Origin of the sequence: Neptuniibacter sp. QD57_21 (genome assembly GCF_047778075.1) — a bacterium.
Taxonomy (GTDB): Bacteria; Pseudomonadota; Gammaproteobacteria; order Pseudomonadales; family Balneatricaceae; genus Neptuniibacter.
On sequence record NZ_CP180549.1, the window covers coordinates 1,941,393 to 1,965,962 of the forward strand.

The following is a 24,570-nucleotide window of genomic DNA, read 5'->3' on the forward strand; positions in this document are numbered from 1 at the left end:
AAGGTTAATAAAGGACGAACATCATGAAAGCGCACCGCCTACCCAAAATTCTGCTAGCAACACTACTTACTGTTGCAGGCCCCCTACTCAGCCAATCCGCTACCGCTAAACAGGTTGATCTTAATATCAATCTAGCAACACCGGTGATGACGGCTGAGCAAAACCACAATGCATTTATCAAAATCTCTTTAGAGGGGATTAAACAAGAAAGTCAGCAACAACGTGTGGCTGCCAATATTGCGATTGTTCTGGATAAGTCCGGTTCAATGCAGGGCGAGAAACTGTATCGTGCAAAAGAAGCTGCGATCATGGCAATCAATCGCCTAAATCAAAACGATATTGTCTCAGTTGTGAGTTACGACAACCGTGTTAACGTTGTTGTACCGGCTACAAAGGTTAGCGATAGCAACAGTATTGCTCGCGCAATCAATAAGATCCAAGCCCACGGTAACACCGCGCTATTTGCCGGTGTCAGCAAAGGCGCACAAGAACTACGCAAGTTTTTAGATCTAAACAAAGTTAACCGTGTCATTCTACTTTCCGATGGTTTAGCCAACGTAGGCCCAAGCACACCGAATGAGTTGGGCAAGCTAGGGCTCTCTTTAGCGAGAGAAGGCATGAGTGTCACAACTATAGGTCTTGGTCTTGGCTATAACGAAGACTTAATGACTCAGCTAGCTGGTTTTAGTGACGGTAACCACGCCTTTGTAGAGAACGCTGATGACCTAGCACGCGTATTCCAATACGAATTTGGTGATGTGTTGTCGGTGGTTGCTCAAGGCGTTGATATCCAGATCCGTTGCTTAAATGGTGTAAAACCTTTGCGCATTATCGGCCGTGAAGCAGAGATCGAAGGCGACATGGTTAAAACGCGCCTTAATCAGCTCTATAGCGAGCAAGAGAAGTTTATTATTCTGGAGGTAGAAGTACCTTCACAGCAGGATAAGAGCAGCATCAACTTAGTCGATGTCGATGTAAACTACTTGGATCTACTAAACAAACGTAAAGAGGAACTTTCTAGCTCAGTTGCAGCAAACTTTACTCGCTCCGAACAAGAAGCTAAGGATGCGATCGATACACGTACTTATGAATCCGCAGCAGAACAGGTCGCGAACGAACTAAACCGAGAAGCGGTACAGAAACGTGACCAAGGTGATATTGAGGGCGCTAAATCTATTTTGCAGCAAAGCGCTGATTATCTGGATAACTTAGGTACCTCTCTAGCCTCCCCTAAACTATTAGAGCAGAAAGCAGAAGCGCTACAAGACGCGGAAGAGCTTGATGATGAACAGGAATGGGGTAAAAAACGTAAAGAGCTTAAAGAACGTCAATATAAACGCGCTAAACAGCAAAGCTACTAACCGTTTAGCTAACTGAGAATCTATTGTGAACAAGACGATCCTACTGCTAATCAGTCTAATTTTAATCCCTGTCGTCATACTAGGTTGGTTAGCGGCTCGTCTGGAAACAAACCAACAAGCCCTTCTCTCTCATCAAATCGAAGGGCTGGTTGAAATCAAACTGGAAGAGATCGATCAACAGTTCCAGAATCATTTCCAAAGCTTAGAACAAGCACTCAATGCTGAATCCCAATTGCTACTTCAAAGCAAAGATGCTCAATACCCAGAAACAACGCTTAAGACCCTGAGCCAGTCGAGCCCCTATATAGAACAGGTATTTGTGATCTCCGCTGAAGGCACAACACTGTTTCCATCAGAATCATCCAAGAACCCAAGTGAAATTGCGTTTTTACAATCAACTAAACGCCTACGTTCATCACCCGACATATTCCAAATTCAAAACAAAGCACCTGAGCAGATAAATCTTGCGGCTAGCCCTTATAGCGCACAACTTAAAGCCGCCCCAGAATCAAAACGGATCGAGCTCGCAGCTCCTAGCCAACTGGCTTCAAACGTAGCAGCAGATAGCGTAGCCGAGATTGCTATTGCCTCTGCAGAACCTTTGGCCTCAACGCCTTCTATATCCTTTATCGATTCGGGTTGGATCGCTTGGTTTAATAACAGTCAGCTGCAACATATCTATTGGCGTAAGGATTCGGATGGTGCGCTTTTAGGCTTTTCTATAAACAGTGCTCGATTGCTGTCAGATCTAATCAACTCTCTGCCTAGCAGTAATGAGCAAGATAACAGCAATCAAGCGATTGCCTTGATCAATAGTCGCGGTGAAGTGCATTACGAATGGGGCGATTCCACAATCGAGACTCAGCAGCTCAATCCATTGGATAGCCTACCGCTGAGCCACCCTCTAGGTAGCTGGAAATTAGAGTATTACTCCCCTAACCTTGCCAAACCAACTTCAAATTGGGTCGAGAAACTCTCTATTCTCTCACTCACGCTGTCTGGATTATTGATCCTTGCTTGGCTGATCTATAGAGAACATACACGCACAACCCGTCTAGCCGAGCAAAGAGTAAACTTTGTTAACCAAGTCTCCCACGAGCTAAAAACACCCCTGACGAATGTTCGAATGTATGCAGAGATGCTTGAGCGAAAGCTTGATGACAAAGATAGCAAAGCTCAGCGCTACCTATCTGTGATTAATAGTGAAAGTCAGCGTCTTTCACGCTTAATAGAAAACGTACTGACCTTCTCAAAGCTTGGTAAAGAACCAAAGCCCCTGCACCTACAACCCGGGACATTAAAAGAGTGTGTTGAACATACAGTCGATGTGTTTATGCCCTCTTTAACTCAACATGGTCTGTCTGTTGAATTAGATCTGCAATGCGATAAACAAGTCATGTTAGATCAGAACTGTATTGAGCAGATTCTAAATAACCTACTAAGCAATTGTGAAAAGTATGCACCACAAACAGGTGCCATACAGATCCGCTGCTACAGCGATAGTCAGCAAAGTTATATAGAGGTTGAAGATGCCGGTGAAGGGATCTCTGAATCCCTTTGGGAGAGCGTTTTCTCTCCTTTCTACCGCATCAGTAATAAATTAAGTGACGGTGTATCTGGCACAGGTATTGGTCTTAGTATTGCCAGAGAGATGGCTAGAAAACACGGTGGTGATCTGGTCATTATTCCTAGCAAACTAGGAACCTGTTTTCGTCTAGAGCTACATACACCTGATAGTCATCACAGGGAGTCCAAACAATGAAAATTCTGATCGCTGAAGATGATCTAAATATTAGGCTTGGGCTTTGTGATCTATTAGAAGATGAAGGTTACACCTGCATTGAAGCATCTAATGGGGCTGATGCGCTAGTGCTGTTTGCTCAACATCATCCAGATCTGGTTTTACTCGACATTATGATGCCGGAATTAGACGGTTATGCCGCCTGCAGAAAGATCCGACAGCTGGATGAACAAGTCCCTGTGATCTTTATTACCGCCAAATCTGAGGAGATTGATCAGGTGCTTGGCTTAGAGCTAGGCGCGGACGATTACATCAAAAAGCCCTTTGGCACTCGAGAAGTGATCGCGCGTATTAGAGCCGTGATACGCCGCTGCTCACCGAAAGATAGATCGCCAACCCAAACCGCGAATAATCAATTCGAGCTGGCTGATCTCGTAGTTTACCCTGAGCAAATGCGCGCTGAACGCGATGGAAATAAGATTGAGCTAACCCTGCGTGATGTAAAAATACTTGAGCTTCTTTATCAAGAACAAGGCAAGGTCGTAACAAGAGATATGCTGTTTGATTTCTGCTGGGGCCGAAATTATCTACCAAGTAGCAGGACACTAGACCAACACATTTCCAAGCTAAGAAAACTGATTGAAGTAGATCCCAAACAACCGCAGATAATCACTACCGTCCATGGTATTGGCTATCGCTATGATGGCTAAGAATGACGCTTAGTGCTCGTTTCCTTCATAGATCCACATGGATGACGTTTCCCCAGCCTTCTCAAACCCTAAGGATTTATAAAACCGAATCGCATTTCCATCAGCCGTTAACATCTGCTGGTGGAAACCTTTATAACGTTTTTTCATCGCTTGCATAATCTTGCTACCGATGCCACAACGGTGGAAATCTGGGTCCACCAACATGTGCGGATAATAAACGACGAGATGCCCATCTGAGATTGCATTGGCTAAGCCAACTAGCCTGCCATCGATCCGAGCAGTAATTAAACTATGTGAATTTCTTAATGCTGCTAAAAGCGCTTTTGGTTTTTCAGCAGATGACCACTCATTAGCCTTATACAGAGCAACAACCTCATCCTCTCGGATTACATCTGTACAATTTATATCCACAATCATCAAATTTCCTTAAATTTTTTGCCTAAAATTAGTTTAGTGGAATTACCTGTCTTTGGCAGATTGATCAGCAATGAATCCCGTTAAAACGGCTCAAACAGTAGAATCCACTAATACACCACAAGCCCCGTATTTAAAGGGCTACAGACATGTATAGATTAACAAATTTATTCATGATCATTTGATCAATCTGCCATTGCGAACACTATCTGATTTTGCTGTAATTCGCCGCTTTCGTTTAAAAAGGTACACTGGAGTACCGGTTTTATGGCTGACGCAAAGCTCGCTCTGGAAATACAAGACCTTCATAAAAGCTATGGCGCTTTGGAGGTTATTAAAGGCATCTCACTACAAGCTGAAGTTGGCGATGTGATCTCAATTTTGGGGTCTAGCGGCTCAGGTAAAAGTACTTTCTTACGCTGCCTTAACCTACTTGAATCCCCTTCCGCAGGAAGCATCAGTTTTGCATCTGAGCCATTAAAGCTTAAGCAAACCAAAGATGAAGGTTTGCAAACCGCGGATCAAAAGCAGTTAGAACGAATCCGCGCATCGATTGGTTTTGTATTTCAAAACTTCAATCTATGGCCTCATATGACCGTGATCGAAAATATCATGGAAGCCCCAATTCATGTCCTTAAACAAGATAAGCAAACTGCTAGAGATAAAGCAGAAACCTATCTTAAAAAAGTGGGCTTATACGATAAACGAGATAGCTATCCTAACCAGCTATCCGGTGGCCAGCAGCAACGCATCGCTATCGCACGCGCATTAGCGATGGAACCCCAAGTTTTACTCTTTGACGAACCAACCTCTGCACTTGATCCAGAACTTGTCGCAGAAGTGCTAAATGTTATGCGAGACCTCGCAGCTGAAGGACGCACGATGTTGATCGTCACCCATGAGATGCGTTTTGCACGTGAAGTATCCAGCAAAATTGTATTTCTACACGAAGGCCAAATTGAGGAGATGGGCACACCTGATGAGGTGTTTACCAATCCTAAATCTGAACGCTGCAAAGCATTTTTAAGCAGTCATTTCTAATCCAGCCTGCAACTAACAATAAATATTCCGCGAGGATCATAAGATGGGATTTAAGAAATTAATTACAACAACAGCACTTGTTGTCTCTACTCTGGCAGCGCCTGCCTTTGCTGGCGATAAAATCCGTATCGCTACTGAAGGAGCATACGCGCCCTTCAACACAATCAATGCTGATGGCGAACTAGCAGGTTTTGATGTAGATATTGCTAAAGCACTTTGTGAAGAGATGAAAGCTGACTGCAAAATCGTAGCTCAAGATTGGGACGGCATCATTCCTGGCTTAAAAGCACGTAAGTACGATGCAATCATTGCCAGCCTTTCAATCACACCAGAGCGTCAACGTGTTGTAGCGTTTACTGATCACTACTACTCAAACTCTCTTGGTTTTGTCAGCGGTAAAGATGGCGATTTCGATCCAAACGCCCTAAAAGGCAAAACCATTGGCGCACAACGTGCCACGATTGCAGGCCAGCACCTCGAAGATAACTATTCCGACAAAGCTTCAGTCAAACTATATGACACTCAAGGTAACGCTTATCTAGATCTAGCGAGCGGCCGTTTGGATGCGATTCTTTCTGACAAACTACCTGCTTACGATTGGTTACAAACTGAAGAAGGTAAAAACTTCGAATTTCGTGGCGATAAGATCGATGTTAACGACAAGATCGCTATTGCTGTCCGTAAACGCGATGGTGAATTGAAAGAGAAGTTCAACCAAGCATTAAAAGCGATTATCGAGAACGGGACTTACGAAAAGATTAACGCTAAGTACTTCCCATTCTCTATCTACTAAGCTTAAACACTGAAAACTAGGGAAAAGCAGGATAAAACCTGCTTTTCCTGTTTCATCAGGTATATCTATATGGATCTTCAGGGCTTTGGGCACCTCTTAATCAGTGGCGCTTGGATAACCGTTCAATTAGCTATTTGCAGCTTAGTCATTGGCCTCGTTTTCGGGGTTTTAGGTGCAAGCGCAAAGCTATCTAAATACAAAGTTGCTAACGCTATTGGTAATGGTTATACCCTGTTTATTCGGGGCATGCCTGAGTTACTACTCGTCCTGACAATCTATTTTGGGTCATCTGCCGTTTTGATGGCGATAGCCAGCCTGTTCGGTTATGACGAATATATAGAGCTAAGTCCTTTTGTAGCCGGTGTAATCGCACTAAGTATCGCCTTTGGTGCATATGCCACTGAAGTCTTCCGTAGTGCACTTCAAGAAATACCTAAAGGCCAAAAGGAAGCGGCTATTGCTCTTGGTATGACGGGTTTCCAAACCTTTCGACGCATTACCTTGCCACAAGTTTGGCGCTTAGCTTTACCCGGTTTAGGCAACCTATTCCTTGTTCTTTTAAAAGATACAGCACTGGTTTCTGTTATAGGTCTTAACGAACTTATGCGCCAAACCACCGTTGCCGTTGGCAATACCAAAGAGCCTTTCACTTTCTACTTAGCCGCAGCAGTGGTTTATCTCCTAATGACTTCAATCTCAATGATCGGCTTACATTACCTAGAGCGAAAAGCTAATCGCGGTTATAAAGGAGCACGCGCATGAGTTGGGAATGGGATGTCATTTTTGAAAACTACCCTCGCCTATTAGAAGCCGCTCTACTGACCCTTGAGCTTGTCCTCTTTTCTGGATTTATCGGGCTCATGCTTGCGGTACCATTGGCATTGATGCGTATCTCTAAACGCCCTTGGCTACAAGCCTTTCCTCTGGCTTACATCTTCTTTTTCCGTGGCACGCCACTGCTGATACAGATCTTCTTGGTGTACTACGGCGCATCTCAGTTTGAATTCATTAAAAACTCTGCGCTTTGGCCTATTCTTAAAGAACCGTACTGGTGTGCCATCATCACCTTTGCGCTCCATACTGCGGCTTATATCGCTGAGATACTCCGTGGCGCTATTCAATCTATCCCTAAAGGCGAGATTGAAGCCGCTAAAGCCTTAGGTATGAGCTACCCGCTTATGCTGCGTCGTATCATCCTACCTCGCGCATTTGGCATTATGATGCCTGCCTATGGCAACGAAGTAATCCTAATGCTTAAAGGTAGTGCCCTAGCCAGCACAATTACACTACTCGATCTAACGGGTATGGCACGCACAATCATCGCCAGAACTTATACGCCACTCGAAATATTCTTCGCAGCCGGTGTTATCTATCTAATTATCAGTGCCCTTTTGGTGTTTTTATTCCGCTATATGGAAAAACGCTTTAATCGCCACCAGCACTGGCCGAATGAAAAGCCAAAAGATTTAGACCCTCAGCATTAACCTGAATGACTAAACATGATGGGCCAGAGCAACGTTACCGCGATGGCCCACATGGTTACCCAAATAACTAAATCCATAATCTGCCACGCTCTTGGGCTATTGAATATCGGCTGACAGACCTTCGCACCAGCTACTAGCAGCCAAAACCAAAAACATGAAAACCCCATCGCGCCGATAGCAAACCATACCCTCTCAGGCTCTGGGTATTGCCCACCTATACTCCCTAAAAGTACAACAGTATCCAAATACACATGGGGATTGAGCAGTGTAATCGCTAAAGTAACGATCAAAGCTTTACCTAACCCACCCAAAACTATTTCATTTTCATTCATTAACTGTGGTTTTAATGCTTTGCGCAGGGACTGAGCGCCATATACAAACAGAAATACAGCCCCGCCGATCCGGGCTGCGAACATCCAGCTCTCTGATTGCGCGATCAGGATACCCATACCCGCCACACCAACAGCGATCAAAAGCATATCAATCAAAGCGCATAAGGCTGCTATCGGCCAGTGGAACTGACGACGTAAGCCTTGAGTAAAAACAAAGGTATTCTGGCTTCCCATCGCAACAATTAGGCCCGCACTAGTAGCTAAACCCTTTAACAATGCTGCCAAAGCCGCGGCTGTGAAAATGGATACCATACTGCCCCCTGAATAATGGCAGGCATAGTGCTAGAATCTCACTAGCCAGTAAAACTAATAATTCTAATGATTGATAAGTTTTTCTAATGATCGATTACAAACAGCTCCAAGCACTTGCAGCAATTCTCGAAGAAGGTAATTTTGATAAGGCCGCAGAGAAGCTCAATATCTCTCAATCAGCTGTATCTCAGCGCTTAAAACAGCTAGAGGACAGTGTTGGACAAACACTGATTATCAGAAATACGCCTATACAAGCGACAACGGCTGGGCAGCTGTTACTGAAGCATTACCACCAAGTATCTCTGCTACAAGCAGAACTACAGGAACAGATCTCACTTGAGCAATCAGATAGCTTTACAAAAATTTCTATTGGATTAAATGCAGATAGCTTGGCTACTTGGTTTTTGGACGCAGTTAAACCGCTTCTTGATGACGAAAAAATCCTTCTAGATCTTAAACTGGACGATCAAGATCAGACTCATCACTTTCTTAAAACAGGTCAAGTGATCGGGTGCATCAGCTCTAATCCAAAACCAATGCAAGGCTGCAGCTGTATCCCACTTGGTGTCATGATTTATCGTTGTCTTGCTAGCCCCGATTACATCAATAAATATTTCCCTGACGGTATAAACACAGAAGGCTTTTACAATGCGCCTGTTGCTGAATTTAGCAATAAGGATGAGCTTCAGAACAGATATCTAAAGGACAATTTTAAGATTGGCCCAAACGAATATCCGAAACACCGTATTCCATCTACTGAATCGTTTTTCAATATCATCATTCGCGGCCACGCTTGTGGCATGGTGCCCGATCAGCAAAGTGCAGAGATACAGGCTTCAGGGAAAGTAGTTGATATGACCCCTGGAAGGTTTATCGAAGTCCCACTTTATTGGCATATCTGGAGCCTTAAATCGGGACTATTTCAAAGATTAACACAGAGGTTAAGAAAGCAAGCAGAGCAAGACCTTCTTCCTATGTGAAAAGATTAAACCTTATTCACCAAACACAGGCTTAAAGAAGCTGCGCTCATAACTCTGAATGCATTTGGTCTGCTTGGCATAATCAAATGCAGCCATGCATTCAGGGTCTTTAAAGGAATCTATCCGGTATTGTTCATAAGCTGCGAGACTAGGAAAGCTGAACAACGCTAGCGCGATGTTGTTAGCCCCTTCAGACGGCAGGAAATAGCCATGATGTTGACCACCAAACTTGTTAACCAGTGGAATCCACAGCTTTGCATAGTGCTCGAATTCAGCAACTTTGTCCGGATCGATCACATAGCGCAAGTAACAAGTTACCATCCACGTATCCCCTTATTTCTGCCGTATTTACCAAGAGTCTGCGGCTTTAAGATCGCTCTCTTTTTGCTCTACCCAGTGCTCGCCCTCATTGGAGATCTCTTTCTTCCAGAAAGGCGCATCTTTCTTTAGGTAATCCATGATGAATTGAGCCGCTTCAAATGCATTTACGCGATGGGCACTACCGACACCGACAAAAACGATATTCTCGTTAAGGTCTAAGCGTCCAACACGATGATAAATTACGATGTTGCCAAGCTCCCAGCGTTCACGGGCCTGCGTAGCAATCTTCTCAAGCGCTTTCTCGGTCATACCTGGGTAATGCTCAAGAAAAAGAGCATCGAGCTGATTGTCAGCTATCTCTAATTCGCGAACAATTCCAGTAAAAGTGACTATGGCCCCACTAGTCGCATCATCAGCTCTTACACTTTCTGACAGTGCGCCAATATCAAAATTGTCTGTAGCGACAATCACTTGAGTTGTTGCCATGGTAATTCCTCTCTAAATTGATATTGAAATCATACCACCAAAAGCTATTAAAGAAGCAATGCTCAATAGGCTTATAACCTATTAAAAACACTGGTTTGATGGTATTGTGTCGAACTAATTTTTGAGTCATCTATCCAATAAATATTGGAGTAATTACCGAGGAATATGATGGATTGGCATCCACACGCAACAGTTGCTGTCATCGTAGAAATGGAAGGCAAGTTCCTTTTGGTAGAAGAAAGATCTTCAGGTGAAATAGTTTTCAATCAGCCTGCGGGCCATATTGAAGAAGGCGAAACCTTTATAGAAGCCGCATGCAGAGAAACATTAGAAGAGTCTGCATGGCACGTAAGTCCTAAATATTTAACGGGGTTTTACGTCTATAAATCCGGTAATAACAATACAACCTATCATCGTGCCTGCTTCTATGCCGAAGCGATTAAGCACGAACCAGAGCGTGAACTCGATGAAGGTATCATTCGCGCTGTTTGGATGACACGCGATGAGATTGTTGCTCACACAGACAAACTGCGTAGCCCAATGGTTTTGAAATGTATTGATGATTACCTAGCTGGTAAGCAATACCCTTTAGATCTGATACACGAATATAGCAATTAACTGAATAAACACATGACTGATCACAGCAATACCAAAGTGATCGTCGGCATGTCCGGCGGCGTAGATTCATCCGTTTCAGCATTACTGTTAATGCAACAAGGCTATCAAGTCGAAGGCCTGTTCATGAAAAACTGGGACGAGGATGATGGCACTGAATACTGTACCGCCAAAGAAGATCTAGCTGATGCCCAAGCAGTTTGTGACAAGCTTGGCATTCATCTACACACAGCAAACTTTGCTGCCGAGTACTGGGATAATGTATTTGAGCATTTCCTAGAGGAATACAAAGCAGGCCGTACACCTAACCCTGATATTTTGTGTAACCGTGAAATCAAGTTTAAAGCATTCCTTGAGTATGCAATCGAACTTGGTGCTGATTACATCGCAACCGGCCATTATGTTCGCCGCGGTGATCGCGACGGCAAAACGCGTCTGTTAAAAGGGCTAGATAAAAATAAAGACCAGAGCTACTTCTTGCATCAAGTAGGTCAGGTTGAAATTGAAAAGACCCTCTTCCCTGTTGGCGAACTGGAAAAACCCGAAGTTCGTAAACTTGCTGAAGAGCATGACCTAATCACTCACAACAAGAAAGACAGTACCGGAATCTGCTTTATTGGTGAGCGCAGATTTAGCGACTTCCTCAAGCAGTACTTACCGGCCCAGCCTGGCAAAATCGAAACACCTAAAGGTGATGTGATTGGTAAACACTCTGGCTTGATGTATTACACCATTGGTCAGCGCCAAGGGCTTCAGATCGGCGGTCTTAAAGATTACCCAGAAGAGCCATGGTTTGTAGCAGGTAAAGATCTGGATCGTAACGTTTTGGTCGCCGTTCAAGGCAAACAGAATGATCTGTTATTTACCGATTGGCTTACAGCCGATGAAATCTTCTGGATCAATGATGAAGAGCCTGCATTGCCATATAGCTGCACAGCCAAAGTACGTTACCGTCAGACTGATCAAGAATGCACGATCGAACGTCACGGTGACAGTGGTTACCTAATCCGCTTTGCAGAAGCTCAACGTGCCATCACACCCGGACAATCCGTGGTTATCTACGCAGAAGATATCTGCTTGGGTGGTGGTGTTATCGAACATACAGGCAAAGACGACTAGGAGGCCCCAATGTCACGACAGCATGACGAACAAGCGCTGGGCCTAGCTGGTTTATTTCAAGCAGCTGCTCTCGTTGAACAAATTGCAACGAGAGGCATGGTTGCTCAAGACAGCTTAGAAACATCGGTCTATAGCATTATGCAGTTAAACCCTGCATCGACAGAAGAGATCTATGGCGGCGCTCAAGACCTACCTTTCAATCTACACTTAGGCCTGCAAAACCTAAGAGATCTGATTGATAAGCCGCGAGCAGAACACAACAAAGATGTGATTCGCTACGCACTAAGCATGATGCACCTTGAGCGCAAGCTTAGCAGCGATCCAGAAATGCTAAACAAAGTAGCGCAACGTTTAGCTCAGGTATCTGAGCAAGCTCGCTACTTTAATTCTGATCAGCCAGACAGTGAGCCAACTGCGAGCAGTTACTGCCATCCAAATGTAATCGCAAATATTGCAAGCCTTTACCAAGATACGATCAGTAGCTTTAGCTTCCGAATTCAAGTAACAGGCGATCCCCGCCATCTGCAAAATAGTGAAAACGCAGCGAAGATACGCGCATTACTATTGGCTGGCATTCGTAGCGCAATGCTTTGGCGTCAGAAAGGCGGTAAACGCTGGCAGTTATTGTTCTTCAAATCTCGCCTACGCCCTTCCCTTAAAAAGATTATGGGAACCTCATAAGAGGTGACGATATTTAGATAAAAAAAACCGGATAGCTCGTTAAAGCATCCGGTTTTTTTTATTTACCTATCTATTTTATGTATCGATTACAAAGTTACGCGTGACGAACCGATAACTCATTTGCGTCGTGACTACGAAGCATAGCTTCAATATCACTCTCAGCAGCGTCAGCTATCAATACTTTGACCATATTGCAGCTTTTATCTATAAATACTTGCTCTCTTGGCACTCCATTAGCCATCAGGTCATCAAATACCAGTTTGGTTTGATCGCTGGACCCAAAGGAGCCGGTAACAGACATAGTCATATAACTACCCTCCTCAATTTCAGCTAAATTCAGCTATATTATGTAGCGACAATTTAAGCTTAGAACTTGGGCCGCCCTTTATCCATATACCCCTACGAAAAGTCACTCGACTCAGGTATAATGCGCGCCTTCTTTTTAACCTAAAAGGTAGAGATCGATTCATGGAGCTTTCTGCACTGACAGCCGTTTCTCCGGTTGATGGCCGCTATGGCAGCAAAACAGCTGACCTGCGTGATGTTTTTAGTGAATATGGCCTGATTCGCTTCCGCGTTGAAGTTGAAGTTCGTTGGTTACAAAAACTAGCTGCGCATCCACAAATCACTGAAGTTCCAGCGTTAAGCTCTGAAGCTGATGCTCTGCTGAACTCGATCGTTGACAACTTCGGTCCTGAAGACGCTCAGGCTGTTAAAACGATCGAACGTACTACTAACCACGATGTAAAAGCGGTTGAGTACTTCATTAAAGACAAATTCAAAGATAACGCTGAGCTAATGGCGATCAATGAATTTGTTCACTTTGCCTGCACATCTGAAGACATTAACAACCTTTCTCACGCACTTATGCTGAAAAACGGTCTTGATGTTGTAGTTCCACAGATGCAGCAAGTAACTGACGAAATCGCTAAGATGGGTCGTGAATTTGCTGAGCAACCAATGCTTTCACGTACTCACGGTCAGACTGCCTCTCCAACAACTGTTGGTAAAGAGATGGCTAACGTTGCTTACCGTATGCAGCGTCAGATAAAACAGCTTCAGAATGTTGAGCTTCTAGGTAAGATCAACGGTGCGGTTGGTAACTACAACGCTCACCTATCTGCTTACGCTGACATCGACTGGGAACAGAACGCTAAAGACTTCGTTGAGAGCCTTGGCCTATCTTTTAACCCATACACAACTCAGATCGAGCCACACGACTACATTGCTGAGCTTTTCGATGCAGTTGCTCGTTTCAACACGATCCTAATCGACTTCGATCGTGACGTATGGGGTTACATCTCTCAGGCATACTTCAAGCAGAAAACTATTGCTGGTGAAGTTGGCTCCTCTACTATGCCGCATAAAGTTAACCCAATTGACTTCGAAAACTCCGAAGGTAACTTGGGCATTGCGAACGCAATCATGAGCCACCTAGCGCAGAAACTACCGATTTCTCGCTGGCAGCGCGACCTAACTGACTCTACTGTTCTACGTAACATGGGCGTTGGTTTCGGTTACAGCTTGATCGCTTATCAGTCTAGCCTGAAAGGTATCAGCAAGCTTGAGCTTAACCCAGCTCAGCTAAACGAAGATCTAGAAAATGCTTGGGAAGTTCTAGCAGAACCTATCCAAACAGTAATGCGTCGTTACGCTATCGAAGAGCCTTACGAGAAGCTAAAAGCGCTGACTCGTGGCCAGGACATGAGCAAAGAAACAATCCTAGCGTTTGTTGATACTTTGGACATGCCAGAAGAAGCTAAGCAGTCACTTAAAGAACTGACTCCTCATAGCTACATCGGTAACGCTGTTGATCAAGCTAAAAAGATCTAAGCTGATCTAATTAATCAGTTTTATGAAACGGGGCTATAGCCCCGTTTTTTATATAAGGCACAGATTAACCCCATGGAACACTTCACACGACCAGACGGCACTGAGATCCATTACATATCTCTCGGTGAAGGTGAAACCACCTTAGTTTTTCTTCACGGCTGGACGGCGAGTGTTCGGGAATGGCTCCCCTTCGCTTCTGAGCTAGCAGAAAACCACCGTGTGGTAAGCTGGGACGCTCGCGGGCATGGTGCTCACTTTTATCACAAAGAAAGGGATATTAGCTTACCTGCGATGGCTGACGACCTCGAAGCTATGCTCGAGCACCTTAAGATAGAAGATACTGTCCTCATTGGACACTCTATGGGGGCACTGACTTCTTGGGAGTACTTACGTCGACATGGTGATAAGCGCCTCCGCGGGCTTTGCATTGTCGACCAATCACCAAAGCTAATTACCGATGATGAATGGCAACACGGCGTATACAGTGATTTCTCGCAAGCATCCAACAGCGCCTTCATTCACCGCCTGACCGAAAATTTCGCTGAGGCAGTACTTGAGCTGATTGCCTTTGGTAAAAATCAACGTTCCAGAGAAAATTACGAGCAAAACTCTCGTGGCTTCCAGCAGATGCGTAAATATCTGCAGAAGCAGCCTGGCGATCTGCTAACCCGCTGCTGGGATAGCATTACCCAGCAAGATTACCGTGACGTTGTATCTAGCATTAAACTACCTACCCTGCTGATCTACGGCGATGAAAGCCAGTTCTATAGCGCTGAGCTACAACAGTGGGTTAATAAAAGTATCGAGGGTTCAGAATTGCATATTTATGAGCAATCGGACCACTCTCCGCATTTATGGCATAAAGAGCGATTCATTTATGATCTGAATCGTTTTATAGATTCATTGTGAGAACCATTAAAAATGTTATCTAACGTTCGAGTTGTACTGATCAATACATTCCACCCCGGCAATATCGGCGCAGCTGCACGCGCTATGAAAAACATGGGGCTAAGCAAACTCTATCTGGTTGAACCAGAAGATTACCCAAGCGCAGAAGCTGATTCTCGCGCTGCTGGCGCAAAAGATCTATTAGATAGCGCCATCGTTGTTAACACACTTGAAGAAGCGATTGGCGATTGCCAGCTAGTGATTGGCACCAGTGCGCGTACTAAACGTACCTTCGACCGCCCCCTTCTGGATGCACGCAAAGGCGCTGAACGTGTAGTGGCTGAAGCTAAATCAGGTGAAGTGGCTATCGTATTTGGTCGTGAAACTATGGGCCTTCATAACCATGAATTAGCGCAATGTAACTACCATGTTTACATCCCTGCTAACCCAGAGTATCCAGTGCTCAACGTATCTCAAGCAATCCAGCTTCTTTGCTACGAGATATTTATGGCAGCGGAAAACAAAAGCTATGACGATATTGAAAGCGAATACCCTCGCCATAAAGAGATGGCTCTATTCTACGAGCACTTAGAGAAAGTGCTACGTTTGACCGATTTCATCATCCCTCAGCATGAGGGTAAAGTACTGGAAAAATTACACCGTTACTTCAACCGCTCACGTCCTGAAAAAACTGAGCTGAATATGCTTCGTGGCATCCTGACCTCAATTGAAGAAACGGTCGAAAAACTAAAAAAATAACTAAAAATATACAAACTACGACAGGCCAAAAGATGGAAGAGAATTTACAAGCACTACTAAAACAGGCTGACGAGCTTCGCGACAACATCGAAAAGATGCACCAAGAGTCCAAAACAGTTGGTTATAACGCTGCTGGCATCCGCGAATGCGCTACAACTCTGCAGAAAGGCATCAAGAAAGTGGGTAACAACAAGCTTGCTGCTCTAGCCAATCGTGACAAGCGTAAAGTTTACGCTGAAATGGAAGAAGCAATCGAACAGCTTATGGAGTTAATTGACTAGTGAAATCTCCGTTTGGTGACATCAGCATTGAAACATTTTTAGCTGAATACTGGCAGAAGAAGCCTTTACTGATTCGTAACGCTTTCTCTAATTTTGAGCCCCCTGTTACGGCTGACGAGTTAGCCGGCATGGCACTAGAGGAAGACGTAGAATCGCGTCTAATAATACAGTCACCGGACGGTAAAGATTGGTCTTTAAAGCATGGTCCTCTGCAGGAAGAAACGTTCGCTGAACTTCCCGACTCGCACTGGACCCTGCTCGTGCAATCAGTCGATCACTGGATCCCTGAAGCAAACGAGCTACTCGAGCACTTCCGCTTTGTACCAAATTGGCGACTAGATGATCTTATGATCAGCTATGCAGCTGACGGCGGTGGCGTAGGTCCACATTACGATAATTATGATGTCTTTCTTATCCAAGCTTCAGGGACTCGACGCTGGGAAGTGGGCGGCATCTATGGTGAAGATTCACCACGTCGCCCAGACGTTCCAGTAATGATTCTGCCTGAATGGGAACCAGAGCATGTATGGGATCTTCAGCCTGGTGATATGCTTTATGTACCACCTCGGGTTGGTCATAACGGCTTTGCTATTGGCGATGATTGTATGACCTACTCTGTGGGCTTCAGAGCACCTTCTCATCAAGAGATGATGTCTGGCTTTACCGATTATCTGTCTGATATTACTAAAGCAGAAGACCGCTATAGTGATTCAGATCTTGCTCTACAAGCAAACCCCGGCGAAATCACCGATCAAGCATTAGAGCGTGTCAAGTCGGCGCTGAAGGAATACATCGACAGCCCTGAACTGCTGACTCACTGGTTTGGTCAGTTTATGACTGAACCAAAGAATCCAGAGCACGGCGCTGATCAAGTCTGTGAAATGGACGAGGAAGAGATCGCCGAGTTATTACTAGCAGGTATACCGCTTTGCCGTAGTGAGGGATCACGCTTTGCTTTTAACCGACTAGACGATCATTTTATTTTGTTCGTTGATGGCAAAGGCTGCGCATGCTCTGAAGGACAAGTAACTCTAGCGGAAAGCCTTTGTGCCAATCTTTATCACGAACAGATAGAACCCACTGAAGAAAATCTACAACTATTGAAGGCACTGCTTCTTCAAGGTTCCATCTATTTTCTAGACGAAGAATAGGCAAGCAAATCTATAGCTCTTTAAAACCGTTTAAAGAGCTATATCTTTCCCTATCGCTAATCACAACAAGCGATTACACTTACCCAATCCGCAAATTACGCTTAGCCGACCAAGGCATTGTTATGACCGACCAAGATCAAGCTACTGTCGAAAAAACACTAGAATCTAGACCCACGCTTGAATCTGAGATCAATTCGGCCCGAATTAACGCCTTAGAACTGAAGTTAGAAACACTGTCTCTGATTACAGAATCCCTATGGAATATTATTCAAGAAAGCGATGTTCAGTGTAGTGAAGACTTAAAAGAAAAGATGGCAGATGTGATAGACCAACGAGCAAAACGGGATTCTATCAAAGTCACTTGCCAAGCTTGCGGCAGTGATCAAAAAGCTAGCGCCTCTTACTGCAATCATTGCGGGAATAAGCTCGTATATTCTGGTGAAATCTCACCCTTTGATTACTAAGCGCAGTGTCGATGCCAAACTATTTAGCTCTCCAATCATCCAAACCATAATGGCTCATCACCTGCGCAATACCATCCCCCCGCTTTAGGATGGCCATCTTTTCATCGAAGACCTCCATCATTTTCTTAATATCATCTTGCATATTAATTTGCGGTGAAAAAGCCATATAGATATTTGCTTCTTGCACACAACCAGCACTTTTAAACCTATCCCACTTACCCGCATTTTTTAACGTATATACAGTACTGTTGTAGGTAAATAAGAAAGCATGAATGCGATTACGCAGCACTTTTTTAGCCTGCTGGACTATGTGACGTTCATTATATGGAAGGTATTGAAACTGCTCAGGATTAAGTAATGCGTAATCATTTAATTCTTCAATAGAAGTATCTGTAGATAAGCCAAACTGTTTGTTCTTTAGGCTATGAATATTCTCGTACTGCCACTCCTTTCCTCTATCGGTAAAAAAGCACATACGCTGTGTACCCACTTCATTTATCGGGTATAGAAGATCGGGCGCTTCAGGTTTAGCTGGAGATAGAACAGCATGTACTCGCCCCTGTTGAGTCATAGACAAAGCTCGACTCCAAGGGTAAATACGAATATCTAATTCATACTCCGTATCACTGTAAATCTGCTTAACCAGATCGATAATGTAGCCAGGCTTGTCAGTTTCAGGGCAGATCTGCGGGCACCAATCAATGGCTGCGATATTGATAACCTGCTTCTCTGCGAAACTGGTATTAGGTAACAGAAGACAAGCAATAAGAAAAAGATAGGAACGCATGCATATACCCAAACTCTTCAAGGGCGAACCCTAATGAGCTTAAGTATAGCAAGCAGATCTAAAAGATTAGCGAAAGGAAAGTTAGGTATTAGCGACCAAAATACTGATCAATAATATCTGGAAGCTCATCAAAAGCTTCCATTTCGAAACTATCGATCTGTTGATCGAAGTGACTTAAGTAACGCTTAGCATGATCACGGCTTAACGCCCTACCAAGTATGGCATAATCAATTTCAGGGAGTGTTTTATCATGACGCGGCTCAACCTGCCATGTGATATAAGCTGGCGCGGATCTTTGTAATTTTAAACCTGCTTGAATGCAAAATTTATCAACATGACTCAACCCTTCAGGACCTAAACACCCAGGTTCGATACGGAAGATTACTGTCAGTTTTTTACTATCTTCGAACGCCATTTCTCTTCTCTATTCAATCAGTTATAAGCACTACCTTGTTTATGAGTCTACTATAATTCATCAAACAAGCGTTTGCCTACTTTAGTACTTAACATAGTATGATCTGTGTCACACGACTATGACTAATTAGACTAAATTGCTTTATAATTGCCGCTTTTTGCAAGTCTCTTGAGGGGCAATATGAAATTTTCATCGCTAGACCTATCACCTGAGTTACAACAAGCTCTGGATGAATGCGGCTATACAGACATGACCCCAATTCAAGAGCAAGCAATTGTGCCCGGCCGCCGCGGCAAAGATCTGCTTGCCAATGCCCAAACAGGTACAGGTAAAACAGCAGCCTTTTCCATCCCAATTCTGCAGAAAATTTCCGATAATCCGCGCGACTTAGCAGAGCGTCAGATTCGCTCAATTATCCTGACGCCTACCCGCGAACTAGCACAACAGCTTGCAGAAACGATTGGCCGCTATAATAAACACCTGAATCTTCGTGTTTTAGCCGTTTATGGTGGCGTTAACCTAGACACCCAGAAGAAGAAATTACGTCACGGTGCAGACGTACTGATTGCCACACCAGGCCGCTTAATCGAACACCTTAGCGGCAGCAATGTCGATCTAAGCAAAACTGAATTTGCTGTACTCGATGAAGCCGACCGCATGCTAGACATGGGCTTTGTTACGGATGTACTGACTATCCTAGAAGCAACACCGTCTTCAAAGCAAACCCTGCTCTTCTCTGCCACTCTATCTGATGCTGTTCATAAACTGTCCAGAAAAATTCAGAAGAAGCCTGAGCAAATCAAAGCAGCGAGACAGAACTCAATTGCAGACACAGTCGATCATGTTGTCTACCCGGTAGAAGAGAAGCGTAAAGCAGATCTTTTTGCGGAGCTTATACAGGAAGAAAACTGGTTCCAAGTATTAGTATTCACCAGCACCAAGGCACAAGCTAACGAGCTGATGCTTGACCTTAAAGTTGACGGTATTGAAGCTGTTATTTGCCATGGAGATAAGAGCCAAGGCGCTCGCCGCCGAGCTGTTGCAGACTTTAAAGCGGGTAAAATCCAAGTACTGGTTGCAACCGAAGTTGCCGCTCGCGGCTTAGATATTCAAGGATTAGAGCACGTTGTAAATTATAATCTTCCTTATCTAGCTGAAGACTATGTTCATCGCGTAGGACGCACGGGTCGTGCAGGGACACAAGGCAAGGCTATATCTTTTGTAAGCCGAGAGGAAGAAAGCGCATTAGACAGTATTGAGCGCCTTATTGGCACACCAATTAAACGCATATTCCGCAAAGGCTACGAGGTGGGCAGTCGTGAAGGTCTGAGAAAGCGCATTCACAAGAAAGGCCCTAAGAAGAAGCACAATAAAGCAACGCGCACCCAAGTTATTGGCCGCAAGTCTTCTGCAAAGAAAAAGCGCTAGCCAAATATGCTAAATCCAATAAAAAAGGAGCTTATATAAGCTCCTTTTTTATGCAAACAACTTAGAAACTCGGCATATTCATATCGAAATCACGCTTTAAAGAGCGCTGTTCCATATAATTATCAGAGCCCTGCTTTTTGCGTTTTCCTTTCGCTACCTTCCTACGCTGATGATCCGCATATTGACCATCCATATAGTCTTCTTCCATTTCATCCTGCTCTAATGGCAAATTAGCCAATCGAAGTTTGCTACTCATCTATCAGTCCTAATTCATTACTAACAACCCGTTACGGGCTTGATTAAGTTAGTTAATGAAACCTTATTTTTGTGACTAAACAATGAAAGCGATATGACAAATTAAGGTACAAAAAAAGGGCCTTAAGCAGCCCTTTTTTTAAAATCGAATTATTCTTTAGATAAGATCTGAGAATGGATGAATAATGACCTTTTGCCCTGCATCGATACCTGCAAACTCATCAGAGATCTCGATTAAACAATTGGCAGAAACCATAGAGGTTAAAATGCCAGAGCCTTGACTGCCTATAGACCTAACAACCAATTCGCCATTGTCATTAATTGAATAAACACCACGACTGTAATCAGTCCTTCCCGGCCTAGATCGAAGCGAAGTCTCAGCAATTGCCACCATACGTCGTGGCTGCCAATTTATCTCCCCCGCCATTTTACGCAGCGCAGGCTGAACAAACTGAGTAAACGTTACCATCACCGCAACAGGATTACCCGGTAGTCCGAAAAACGGAGTATTGCCCAACTTGCCAAAGGCTAGCGGACGACCAGGGCGCATCGCTATTCGCCAAAAATTGATTTCACCTACAGCAGCCAACGCATCTTTAATAAAATCAGCCTGCCCCATAGAGACTCCACCAGAAGAGATCACCATATCAGCTTCATCGGATGCCCTACGTAAGGCCTCTTCCATTACCTGCTGCGAATCTTCGATGATGCCATAATCAATCACCTCGCAACCTAAACGCTTCAAAAGCCCACTAAGAGAAAAGCGATTTGTATCGTAAATGCAGTTTTCGGGTAGCGGTTGACCTTGTGCTGTAACTTCATCACCCGTAGAAAAGATGGCGACCTTTAAAGATCGATAAACCGTTACTTCGGTATGACCCAGCGAAGCAATTAAACCCAACTCTTGAGGACGTAAAAGACAACCCGCCTTAAGAGCCGTTTCCCCTTCAGCGATGTCTTCACCCGCCTCGCGGACATTTTGTCCTTTTTTAACCGGCCCCACGAAAGTTAATTGCTCACCCTCTCGCGCACATGCTTCTTTTATAATGACGCTGTCAGCCCCTTGAGGAACAGGCGCACCCGTCATGATTTCTACTGCCTGATTAAAACCAACCTCACCAGAGAAAGCCTCACCCGCAAACACACGACCAATGACATCTAAGGATTCACCAGATACACAATCAGCTGCAACAGCATAACCGTCCATTGCTGAGTTTCGTTGTTGAGGAACATTAATGCCAGAAACTAAATCCACCGCCAAAATGCGATTTATCGCCTCCGTGACAGCTACAGTTTCGGTGCTGCTTTGAACATCAATTTGATTGAGTATGGTCTGAATACTTTCAGCAACAGGTAACATACCACCCGGATTAGCAGCCGGATCAAAACAACTTAACACTTCGCTCATCAATCAATTACCTAGCTGATGTACTCTTTAATAAAACGCAGAATTTCGTCTGTGTCATTAATGTTAAACAAGGGTAGCTCTCGATGTAATTGTAATGGTTCATCCGAAGCCACCGCAATTATGTTTTCATCTTCAAGATACATGAGGCCTTTATTGATCTCTTTACGGTGCAATTCGATCTTTGGAAAAGACTCCTGCTTAAAGCCCTCTACCAAGACCAGATCTAAAAGAGAGTGATCCATACGACTTAACATATGGTTTAGAGATGGACGATCACCCTGATCCTGCTCAACCATTAACGCCCAACGCTTACCTGAGCTAATCAGCATCTGATCAGCACCTGCTTTTCTAAGCTCGTAACTATCTTTACCAGGATGATCAACATCGAATTTATGGTGAGCATGCTTGATGACACCAACCCGAATACCATCTTCTTTTAGAGCTGGAATCAGCTTTTTCAATAATGTAGTTTTGCCTGTACCACTCCAAGCTGCAAAGCCAAGTAGTTTTGGCATCTGTTGAAGATCATCGAGATCATCCCGACGGTTTACATTGGTGAAAGCTTCAGGAAAATCAGAGAAATCGACTTCCGTGTAGTTATGCTGAGCATACCAACGGTCGATCTTACGTTCGCCAGAAGCTAACGCTTTCTGGACACTTCCAAGTAGATCTCGATGAATAAGAGCAACAACCGGCTGCATTCGCTTGCCATCAGTTGCAACAGCGATTTCTGCCTTTTGTTCTCGCGCTTGAAGCAACATGCGACGCACTAGGACTGGAGGCAGAAACGGCCCATCACATGGCGCAAACAATACCCAATCAGTAGCAGCATGATGAAGACCGGTCGCAATACCCATAAGCGGCCCTTGGAAATCACCTTCAAGATCAGAAATAACCGGCAAACCCAATGTGCCATAAGCATCCATACTCCGATTTGCATTGATCATGCAACGAGCTACTTGAGGCTGAATAACGTCTAAAACATGCTTAATTAGTGGCTTACCATTTAGCTCCATCCAGCCTTTATCTACGCCCCCCATTCGGCGAGCCATACCACCAGCAAGAATGACGGCAGTTACTTGATCAGGATTATGCATATTGATTAGCCTCATTTAATTGAGCTGTTTCTTTTATAGAACCATTTTCTAACAATAAGTTGCGCTGACAAAGCGCTGTCACGCAATTACTTTGATGACTGGAGACCATTACAGCCGTACCGCCATCAACCATCTCTTTAACTAATTCAGCAACGGTTTCTACCGATTTCCGATCTAGATTAGCCGTTGGCTCGTCCAGAAACAGTAAACCTGGATTTAAAACCCACGCACGAGCAAGCGCCAAACGTTGCTTTTCACCGCCCGACAACGAATGCGCCTGTTGTTCAGCCAAAGACTCTAAGCGAGACCAAGCCAATCCTTTATCGACTAGCATTTTGATTTTTTGCCTAGATTCACCACGAAGACGTAAACCATAAGCAATGTTATCTTTCACTGTACCAGCAAAGATGTAAGGTGTTTGGTGGAGATAAACGACCTTAGGATGCAATTTAGTATTCAGAAAGCTACGTTTATTCGGCGTTACCGTAACCGTACCTTCACAAGGTTTATCTAAGCCTGCCAAGATTTTCATCAACGTTGTTTTACCGGCACCGTTATCACCACTCAGGTGAAAGCTTTCACCTTCTTTCAACGTCAATTTATCAATATTAAATAGCTCTCGTTGGTCAAAACGCTTTACCAGATTGCTAGCATTTAATTCGATACTCATTACATCCTCACAATCAAGCCGTTAAACGGCCTGACCTTTGCCTCGCACTGATGCCAAGGTGAAATTCAAAAAAAGAGCCAGCACCAACAAGACCAAACCAAGCGCCACGCCCTGTGCGAACATCCCTTTACTCGTTTCCAGCGCAATCGCTGTAGGTATGTTTCGCGTATAACCCATAATGTTGCCACCGACCATCATCGAACAGCCAACTTCTGAGATAATTCGACCAAAACCTGCTACCACGACAGCAAGCAAAGCGAATCTTGCTTCACGCATAATCGTGATAATTGAAAAAGTGTAACCTGCACCTAATGTTCGCGCAGTTTCCCAAGCCCTTCTATCAACGGCTTGAAAAGCAGAATGACTCATACAAACCAAAAGCGGAAATGCGAGCATAACCTGACCAATAATCATGGCAGGTTGGGTAAACAACAGATGAAGATCCCCAAATGGCCCACTACGGGACAACATAAGATATAGAGTCAGACCTACTACTACTGTTGGTACTGCCATTAGCGCATTAAAAAGAGCAATTACAATTGAACGCCCTTTAAAGTCACACATCGCCAATAAAAAACCGACTAAAATAGCGGGTATCGTTGCGATAGCGATCGCTGTAATTGAAACTCGAAAAGAAACACCAATGATATTCCAGAGATCTGCATCAAAACTAAACAATAACTGCAGAGCCAACATGGATGTTTCTAAAAGATTATCTTGCATTATTTATTACTACATCAGGAA

30 protein-coding genes are annotated in these 24,570 nt (G+C 44.2%); 18 read left to right on the forward strand and 12 right to left on the reverse strand.

Annotated features, from left to right (window positions below):
• Positions 1 to 23 precede the first annotated feature (23 nt).
• The 3 genes from ACMXYS_RS08570 to ACMXYS_RS08580 are packed head-to-tail and all read left to right on the forward strand — an operon-like array spanning position 24 to position 3,812.
• A complete protein-coding gene (locus tag ACMXYS_RS08570) occupies positions 24 to 1,361 on the forward strand; it encodes a vWA domain-containing protein (RefSeq protein ID WP_415896265.1) in 1,338 nt (445 codons plus the stop codon).
• Positions 1,362 to 1,386: 25 nt separating this feature from the next.
• Positions 1,387 to 3,123, forward strand: coding sequence for a sensor histidine kinase (locus ACMXYS_RS08575; protein ID WP_415896266.1), 1,737 nt, complete (start codon positions 1,387 to 1,389; stop codon positions 3,121 to 3,123).
• Complete coding sequence (locus ACMXYS_RS08580) at positions 3,120 to 3,812, forward strand: response regulator transcription factor (RefSeq protein WP_415894348.1); 693 nt, start codon at positions 3,120 to 3,122, stop codon at positions 3,810 to 3,812. Before ACMXYS_RS08575 ends, ACMXYS_RS08580 begins: the two co-directional genes overlap by 4 nt.
• Positions 3,813 to 3,821: 9 nt before the next feature.
• On the opposite strand, the gene ACMXYS_RS08585 is transcribed toward ACMXYS_RS08580, so the two are convergent.
• A complete protein-coding gene (locus ACMXYS_RS08585; RefSeq protein ID WP_415894347.1) occupies positions 3,822 to 4,229 on the reverse strand; it encodes a GNAT family N-acetyltransferase in 408 nt (135 codons plus the stop codon).
• A gap of 264 nt (positions 4,230 to 4,493) precedes the next feature.
• Here ACMXYS_RS08585 and ACMXYS_RS08590 point away from each other — a divergent pair, with 264 nt between their 5' ends.
• The 4 genes from ACMXYS_RS08590 to ACMXYS_RS08605 all read left to right on the forward strand — a co-directional run bounded on the left by ACMXYS_RS08590 (position 4,494) and on the right by ACMXYS_RS08605 (position 7,544).
• Positions 4,494 to 5,267, forward strand: coding sequence for an ABC transporter ATP-binding protein (locus tag ACMXYS_RS08590; RefSeq protein ID WP_415888204.1), 774 nt, complete (start codon positions 4,494 to 4,496; stop codon positions 5,265 to 5,267).
• Positions 5,268 to 5,310: 43 nt separating this feature from the next.
• Complete coding sequence (locus tag ACMXYS_RS08595; RefSeq protein WP_415881302.1) at positions 5,311 to 6,060, forward strand: ABC transporter substrate-binding protein; 750 nt, start codon at positions 5,311 to 5,313, stop codon at positions 6,058 to 6,060.
• Between the two features lie 69 nt (positions 6,061 to 6,129).
• Positions 6,130 to 6,822, forward strand: a complete 693-nt coding sequence (locus ACMXYS_RS08600; protein WP_415881303.1) for an ABC transporter permease — start codon at positions 6,130 to 6,132, stop codon at positions 6,820 to 6,822.
• Entirely contained in the window at positions 6,819 to 7,544 is a 726-nt protein-coding gene (locus ACMXYS_RS08605) for an ABC transporter permease (protein WP_415896267.1), read from the forward strand. Before ACMXYS_RS08600 ends, ACMXYS_RS08605 begins: the two co-directional genes overlap by 4 nt.
• Here the strand turns inward: ACMXYS_RS08605 and ACMXYS_RS08610 are convergent.
• Positions 7,541 to 8,188, reverse strand: a complete 648-nt coding sequence (locus tag ACMXYS_RS08610; RefSeq protein ID WP_415896268.1) for a LysE/ArgO family amino acid transporter — start codon at positions 8,186 to 8,188, stop codon at positions 7,541 to 7,543. The genes ACMXYS_RS08605 and ACMXYS_RS08610 overlap by 4 nt on opposite strands.
• A gap of 86 nt (positions 8,189 to 8,274) precedes the next feature.
• Here ACMXYS_RS08610 and ACMXYS_RS08615 point away from each other — a divergent pair, with 86 nt between their 5' ends.
• Complete coding sequence (locus ACMXYS_RS08615) at positions 8,275 to 9,168, forward strand: LysR family transcriptional regulator ArgP (protein ID WP_415888026.1); 894 nt, start codon at positions 8,275 to 8,277, stop codon at positions 9,166 to 9,168.
• Between the two features lie 12 nt (positions 9,169 to 9,180).
• Here ACMXYS_RS08615 and ACMXYS_RS08620 read toward each other — a convergent pair whose 3' ends face one another.
• Complete coding sequence (locus ACMXYS_RS08620; RefSeq protein ID WP_415896269.1) at positions 9,181 to 9,489, reverse strand: NIPSNAP family protein; 309 nt, start codon at positions 9,487 to 9,489, stop codon at positions 9,181 to 9,183.
• Positions 9,490 to 9,516: 27 nt separating this feature from the next.
• Positions 9,517 to 9,975: a molybdopterin synthase catalytic subunit MoaE gene (gene moaE / locus ACMXYS_RS08625; protein ID WP_415881308.1), complete on the reverse strand. Its 459-nt coding sequence runs from the start codon at positions 9,973 to 9,975 to the stop codon at positions 9,517 to 9,519.
• A gap of 168 nt (positions 9,976 to 10,143) precedes the next feature.
• Between moaE and ACMXYS_RS08630 the strand changes: the two genes are divergently transcribed.
• Genes ACMXYS_RS08630 through hflD form a run of 3 tightly spaced genes read left to right on the forward strand, consistent with a single transcriptional unit; the run spans position 10,144 to position 12,390 of the window.
• On the forward strand, positions 10,144 to 10,593 hold the full coding sequence (locus ACMXYS_RS08630; protein WP_415881309.1) for an NUDIX hydrolase: 450 nt from the start codon (positions 10,144 to 10,146) through the stop codon (positions 10,591 to 10,593).
• A gap of 12 nt (positions 10,594 to 10,605) precedes the next feature.
• Positions 10,606 to 11,709 (forward strand): tRNA 2-thiouridine(34) synthase MnmA, encoded by a 1,104-nt coding sequence (gene mnmA / locus ACMXYS_RS08635; RefSeq protein ID WP_415896270.1) that lies wholly within the window; start codon positions 10,606 to 10,608, stop codon positions 11,707 to 11,709.
• Between the two features lie 9 nt (positions 11,710 to 11,718).
• The gene (hflD, locus tag ACMXYS_RS08640; protein ID WP_415896271.1) at positions 11,719 to 12,390 is read left to right on the forward strand and encodes a high frequency lysogenization protein HflD; all 672 of its coding nucleotides are present in this window, start codon (positions 11,719 to 11,721) and stop codon (positions 12,388 to 12,390) included.
• Between the two features lie 94 nt (positions 12,391 to 12,484).
• On the opposite strand, the gene ACMXYS_RS08645 is transcribed toward hflD, so the two are convergent.
• Positions 12,485 to 12,697: a hypothetical protein gene (locus tag ACMXYS_RS08645; RefSeq protein WP_415881312.1), complete on the reverse strand. Its 213-nt coding sequence runs from the start codon at positions 12,695 to 12,697 to the stop codon at positions 12,485 to 12,487.
• A gap of 161 nt (positions 12,698 to 12,858) precedes the next feature.
• On the opposite strand from ACMXYS_RS08645, the gene purB reads away from it, so the two are divergent.
• The 6 genes from purB (at position 12,859) to ACMXYS_RS08675 (ending at position 17,766) form a co-directional block, all read left to right on the forward strand.
• Positions 12,859 to 14,223, forward strand: a complete 1,365-nt coding sequence (purB, locus tag ACMXYS_RS08650; RefSeq protein ID WP_415881313.1) for an adenylosuccinate lyase — start codon at positions 12,859 to 12,861, stop codon at positions 14,221 to 14,223.
• A 72-nt stretch (positions 14,224 to 14,295) separates the two neighbouring features.
• The gene (locus ACMXYS_RS08655) at positions 14,296 to 15,132 is read left to right on the forward strand and encodes an alpha/beta fold hydrolase (protein ID WP_415896272.1); all 837 of its coding nucleotides are present in this window, start codon (positions 14,296 to 14,298) and stop codon (positions 15,130 to 15,132) included.
• A gap of 12 nt (positions 15,133 to 15,144) precedes the next feature.
• Positions 15,145 to 15,870, forward strand: a complete 726-nt coding sequence (locus ACMXYS_RS08660; protein WP_415881315.1) for an RNA methyltransferase — start codon at positions 15,145 to 15,147, stop codon at positions 15,868 to 15,870.
• Positions 15,871 to 15,902: 32 nt separating this feature from the next.
• Positions 15,903 to 16,151, forward strand: coding sequence for a hypothetical protein (locus tag ACMXYS_RS08665; RefSeq protein ID WP_415881316.1), 249 nt, complete (start codon positions 15,903 to 15,905; stop codon positions 16,149 to 16,151).
• Complete coding sequence (locus tag ACMXYS_RS08670) at positions 16,151 to 17,302, forward strand: JmjC domain-containing protein (protein WP_415896273.1); 1,152 nt, start codon at positions 16,151 to 16,153, stop codon at positions 17,300 to 17,302. The genes ACMXYS_RS08665 and ACMXYS_RS08670 overlap by 1 nt, the downstream gene beginning before the upstream one ends.
• A 122-nt stretch (positions 17,303 to 17,424) precedes the next feature.
• Positions 17,425 to 17,766, forward strand: a complete 342-nt coding sequence (locus ACMXYS_RS08675) for a hypothetical protein (protein ID WP_415896274.1) — start codon at positions 17,425 to 17,427, stop codon at positions 17,764 to 17,766.
• Positions 17,767 to 17,785: 19 nt separating this feature from the next.
• Here the strand turns inward: ACMXYS_RS08675 and ACMXYS_RS08680 are convergent, their stop codons facing one another.
• Both ACMXYS_RS08680 and ACMXYS_RS08685 read right to left on the reverse strand, forming a co-directional pair.
• Positions 17,786 to 18,553, reverse strand: coding sequence for a hypothetical protein (locus tag ACMXYS_RS08680; RefSeq protein WP_415896275.1), 768 nt, complete (start codon positions 18,551 to 18,553; stop codon positions 17,786 to 17,788).
• Positions 18,554 to 18,641: 88 nt separating this feature from the next.
• Complete coding sequence (locus ACMXYS_RS08685; protein ID WP_415881320.1) at positions 18,642 to 18,968, reverse strand: hypothetical protein; 327 nt, start codon at positions 18,966 to 18,968, stop codon at positions 18,642 to 18,644.
• Positions 18,969 to 19,148: 180 nt separating this feature from the next.
• On the opposite strand from ACMXYS_RS08685, the gene ACMXYS_RS08690 reads away from it, so the two are divergent.
• On the forward strand, positions 19,149 to 20,396 hold the full coding sequence (locus ACMXYS_RS08690; protein WP_415881321.1) for a DEAD/DEAH box helicase: 1,248 nt from the start codon (positions 19,149 to 19,151) through the stop codon (positions 20,394 to 20,396).
• A gap of 61 nt (positions 20,397 to 20,457) precedes the next feature.
• On the opposite strand, the gene ACMXYS_RS08695 is transcribed toward ACMXYS_RS08690, so the two are convergent.
• The 5 genes from ACMXYS_RS08695 to ACMXYS_RS08715 all read right to left on the reverse strand — a co-directional run bounded on the left by ACMXYS_RS08695 (position 20,458) and on the right by ACMXYS_RS08715 (position 24,549).
• Positions 20,458 to 20,652, reverse strand: coding sequence for a hypothetical protein (locus tag ACMXYS_RS08695; RefSeq protein ID WP_415881322.1), 195 nt, complete (start codon positions 20,650 to 20,652; stop codon positions 20,458 to 20,460).
• Between the two features lie 156 nt (positions 20,653 to 20,808).
• Entirely contained in the window at positions 20,809 to 22,059 is a 1,251-nt protein-coding gene (locus ACMXYS_RS08700) for a bifunctional molybdopterin-guanine dinucleotide biosynthesis adaptor protein MobB/molybdopterin molybdotransferase MoeA (protein WP_415896276.1), read from the reverse strand.
• Positions 22,060 to 22,070: 11 nt separating this feature from the next.
• Positions 22,071 to 23,156, reverse strand: a complete 1,086-nt coding sequence (gene mobA, locus ACMXYS_RS08705) for a molybdenum cofactor guanylyltransferase MobA (RefSeq protein WP_415881324.1) — start codon at positions 23,154 to 23,156, stop codon at positions 22,071 to 22,073.
• Positions 23,149 to 23,826, reverse strand: coding sequence for an energy-coupling factor ABC transporter ATP-binding protein (locus tag ACMXYS_RS08710; RefSeq protein WP_415896277.1), 678 nt, complete (start codon positions 23,824 to 23,826; stop codon positions 23,149 to 23,151). The genes mobA and ACMXYS_RS08710 overlap by 8 nt, the downstream gene beginning before the upstream one ends.
• Positions 23,827 to 23,847: 21 nt before the next feature.
• The gene (locus tag ACMXYS_RS08715; RefSeq protein ID WP_415896278.1) at positions 23,848 to 24,549 is read right to left on the reverse strand and encodes an ABC transporter permease; all 702 of its coding nucleotides are present in this window, start codon (positions 24,547 to 24,549) and stop codon (positions 23,848 to 23,850) included.
• Positions 24,550 to 24,570 lie beyond the last annotated feature (21 nt).